Raw genomic sequence first — 3,502 nt, forward strand, 5'->3', positions numbered from 1 at the left:
CGTGGCGCACTCGGATATGCAGCTGTTGGATCTGCTGGCAATGGTGGGTCACGTGAAACAAGGGCCGCCGTCCCCCTCGGGTACGGCGGCCCTCGGCGTATTGCCAGGCTCGTACGGCAGGATGTGCGGCATGGCCAGTGCAGAATCGACGCAAGCGAGCGTCCAGGAGCGGGAGCCGGTGCGGCCGACCAAGGAGGACGAGGTCGCCGCGGCCGGCAGCGAGCTGATCGGCGGTCCGCTCGGGCGGCGTGCCCTGCTCGGGTCGTCCTGGTGGACTCCCGTGCGGGTGATCGCGTTGGTGGCGATCGGCATGTTCGCCCTCGGCCTGGTCCAGAAGGCGCCCTGCTATGACGGAGCCTGGTTCTTCGGCGCCAGCTCCCAGTACACGCACGCGTGCTACTCGGACATCCCCCACCTCTACCAGGGGCGGGGCTTCGCCGATGGGCTCGTGCCGTACTTCGACCGGCTTCCCGGTGACATGCAGTACCTGGAGTACCCGGTCCTCACCGGCGTCTTCATGGAAGTCGCCTCCTGGCTCACGCCCGGCAGCGGCACCATCCAGTACCAGGAGCAGTGGTACTGGATGGTCAACGCCGGAATGCTCATGGTGTGTGCGTCGGTCATCGTCGTCTGCGTGACCCGCACCCACGCCCGGCGTCCCTGGGACGGTCTGCTGGCCGCCCTGGCGCCTGCCGCCGCGCTGACGGCGACCATCAACTGGGACCTGCTCGCCGTGGCTCTGACGGCGGCGGCGATGCTGATGTGGTCACGTGGCCGTTCCCTCGCGTTCGGCGTTCTGCTGGGGCTGGCCACGGCCGCCAAGCTCTATCCCTTCCTGCTCCTCGGGCCGCTGATGGTGCTGTGCTGGCGCGCGGGCAGGTGGCGCGAGTTCGGGAAGGCTCTGGGAGGCGCGGTCGTCGCCTGGGTCGTCGTGAACGGGCCGGTGATGCTCTTCGCCTTCGAGGGCTGGTCCAAGTTCTACACGTTCAGCCAGGAGCGGGGCGTCGACTTCGGCTCCTTCTGGCTGATCATGGCCCAGAACTCGGACGACCCGCTCAGCATCGACACCGTCAACACGCTGGCCACGCTGCTGATGTTGGTGTGCTGTGCGGCCGTCGCGGCGCTCGCACTGACCGCCCCGCGCCGCCCGCGCTTCGCCCAGCTCGCCTTTCTGATCGTCGCGGCGTTCATCCTCACCAACAAGGTCTACTCGCCGCAGTATGTGCTGTGGCTGGTGCCGCTGGCCGCTCTCGCCCGGCCGAAGTGGCGGGACTTCCTGATCTGGCAGGCCTGCGAGGTGGCGTACTTCCTGGGGATCTGGCTGTACCTCGCGTACACGACCAGTGGAGACGCTCACAAGGGGTTGCCCACCGACGGCTACCACTGGGCCATCGGCCTGCACCTGCTCGGGACGCTGTACCTGTGCGTGATGGTCGTGCGCGACATCTTCATGCCGGAGCGGGATCCGGTGCGGAGCTCCGGCGACGACGATCCCGCGGGCGGAGTGCTCGATGGCGCCGAGGACGTCTTCGTCTTCGGTCCGGCGGCTCGCGCCCGGCGGCACGTGACCGATGTCCATTTCGACGGGCCATCGGTCGAGTGGGGTAGGCCAGGCCCTACGGGTGGTTCGCTCTGAGCGAACGGTGCGAGAGGCCGTCGCCGGAAATGCCGAAGGCCGTACACGGGCAGCCGTGTACGGCCTTCTTGCTGCGCTGCGAGGGTCGGTCCCCGTGACGATCAGCGGTCCGTGATCCGGTCGAACTGCGTGGTGGTGTGCCGCAGATGGGCCACCAGCTCGTCGCCGACCTTCGGCTCGGACGCGTCCGCCGGCACGAACAGGATCGAGACCTGCATGTGCGGCGGCTCCGCGAACCAGCGCTGTTTGCCGCCCCAGACGAACGGAGAAAGGTTCCGGTTGACCGTCGCGAGGCCGGCGCGGGCGACGCCCTTGGCGCGCGGCATGACGCCGTGCAGCGCCTTGGGGGACTCCAGGCCCACTCCGTGCGACGTACCTCCCGCCACGACCACCAGGAAGCCGTCGGAGGCCGCCTTCTGCTGCCGGTAGCCGAAACGGTCGCCCTTGGTGACGCGCGTGACGTCCAGGACGGCGCCGCGGTACTCGGTGGCGTCGTGGTCCCCCAGCCACAGCCGTGTGCCGATGCGGGCCCGGAAGCGGGTCTGCGGGAACTGCTGCTGGAGCCGGGCGAGCTCCTCGGCCTTGAGGTGGCTGACGAACATGGTGTGCAGGGGCAGCCGGGCGGCACGCAGCCGGTCCATCCAGCCGATGACCTCCTCGACGGCGTCCGAGCCGTCGGTGCGGTCCAGCGGCAGGTGGAGGGCGAAGCCCTCCAGACGGACGTTCTCGATGGCGGCGTGCAACTGCGCCAAGTCCTGCTCGCTGACGCCGTGCCGCTTCATCGAGGACATCACCTCGATCACCACACGGGCACCGACCAGGCCGTACACACCGTCTATCGACGACACCGAGCGGATGACCCGGTCCGGCAGCGGCACCGGCTCCTCGCCCCGCCGGTAGGGCGTCAGCACCAGCAGGTCCCCGCCGAACCAGTCCTTGATCCGGGCGGCCTCGTACGTCGTGCCGACGGCGAGGATGTCCGAGCCCAGCCGCGTGGCCTCCTCCGCCAGCCGTTCGTGCCCGAAGCCGTAGCCATTGCCCTTGCAGACCGGCACGAGGCCCGGGAACTGCTCCTGCACGTGCTTGTGGTGCGCACGCCAGCGCGCGGTGTCGACGTAGAGCGTGAGCGCCATGGCCGGACCTGGAACCTTTCTCGCGGTGCCGTGTATCGGCGGTTGCCGTGTGTCAGAGGTATAGAAGCACTGAATGGGACATCAGCGGCGCGACATGTAGATGTCGAGCGCCTTGTGGAGCAGTTTGTTCAGCGGGAAGTCCCACTCGCCGAGGTACTCGGCCGCCTGGCCGCCGGTACCCACCTTGAACTGGATCAGACCGAAGAGGTGGTCGGTCTCGTCCAGCGAATCGGAGATACCGCGAAGGTCATAGACGGTGGCGCCGAGCGCGTAGGCGTCGCGCAGCATCCGCCACTGCATCGCGTTCGAGGGCCGGACCTCTCGGCCGATGTTGTCGGAGGCGCCGTAGGAATACCAGACATGCCCACCGACGATGAGCATCGTCGCGGCCGAGAGGTTCACGCCGTCGTGCCGGGCGAAGTAGAGCCGCATACGGTTGGGGTCCTCGGTGTTGAGGGCCGTCCACATACGCTGGAAGTACGACAGCGGGCGCGGCCGGAAGTGGTCGCGCACGGCCGTGATCTCGTACAGCCGCTGCCACTCCTCGAGGTCCTGGTAGCCGCCCTGGACGACCTCGACGCCGGCCTTCTCGGCCTTCTTGATGTTGCGGCGCCACAGCTGGTTGAAGTTCTTGTGGACCTCTTCCAGGGAGCGGTTCGCCAGCGGTACCTGATACACGTAGCGGGGCTGGACGTCGCGCGGACCACCTGGCCGGTCATCCGGTTGAAGTCCA

3 protein-coding genes are annotated in these 3,502 nt (G+C 68.3%); 1 reads left to right on the forward strand and 2 read right to left on the reverse strand.

What is annotated here, in order from left to right; all coding sequences use genetic code 11:
* Nucleotides 1-121 precede the first annotated feature (121 nt).
* A complete protein-coding gene (locus tag ABZ281_RS42650; protein ID WP_356663435.1) occupies nucleotides 122-1,636 on the forward strand; it encodes a glycosyltransferase 87 family protein in 1,515 nt (504 codons plus the stop codon).
* Nucleotides 1,637-1,737: 101 nt separating this feature from the next.
* Here ABZ281_RS42650 and ABZ281_RS42655 read toward each other — a convergent pair whose 3' ends face one another.
* Together ABZ281_RS42655 and ABZ281_RS42660 are read right to left on the reverse strand one after the other, a co-directional pair.
* The gene (locus ABZ281_RS42655; protein ID WP_356663431.1) at nucleotides 1,738-2,769 is read right to left on the reverse strand and encodes an alanine racemase; all 1,032 of its coding nucleotides are present in this window, start codon (nucleotides 2,767-2,769) and stop codon (nucleotides 1,738-1,740) included.
* A gap of 81 nt (nucleotides 2,770-2,850) precedes the next feature.
* The coding region (locus tag ABZ281_RS42660) for a peptidoglycan bridge formation glycyltransferase FemA/FemB family protein (protein WP_356663433.1) at nucleotides 2,851-3,502 on the reverse strand (652 nt) is incomplete at its 5' end.

It is taken from the genome of Streptomyces sp. NPDC006265, from assembly GCF_040613555.1.
Classification (GTDB): Bacteria; Actinomycetota; Actinomycetes; order Streptomycetales; family Streptomycetaceae; genus Streptomyces.

Bases quoted from the DNA above. Each gene is read 5' to 3' on its own strand.
- ABZ281_RS42655 (WP_356663431.1), bottom strand. From the start codon at position 2,769: ATGGCGCTCACGCTCTACGTCGACACCGCGCGCTGGCGTGCGCACCAC.
- ABZ281_RS42650 (WP_356663435.1), top strand. From the start codon at position 122: ATGTGCGGCATGGCCAGTGCAGAATCGACGCAAGCGAGCGTCCAGGAG.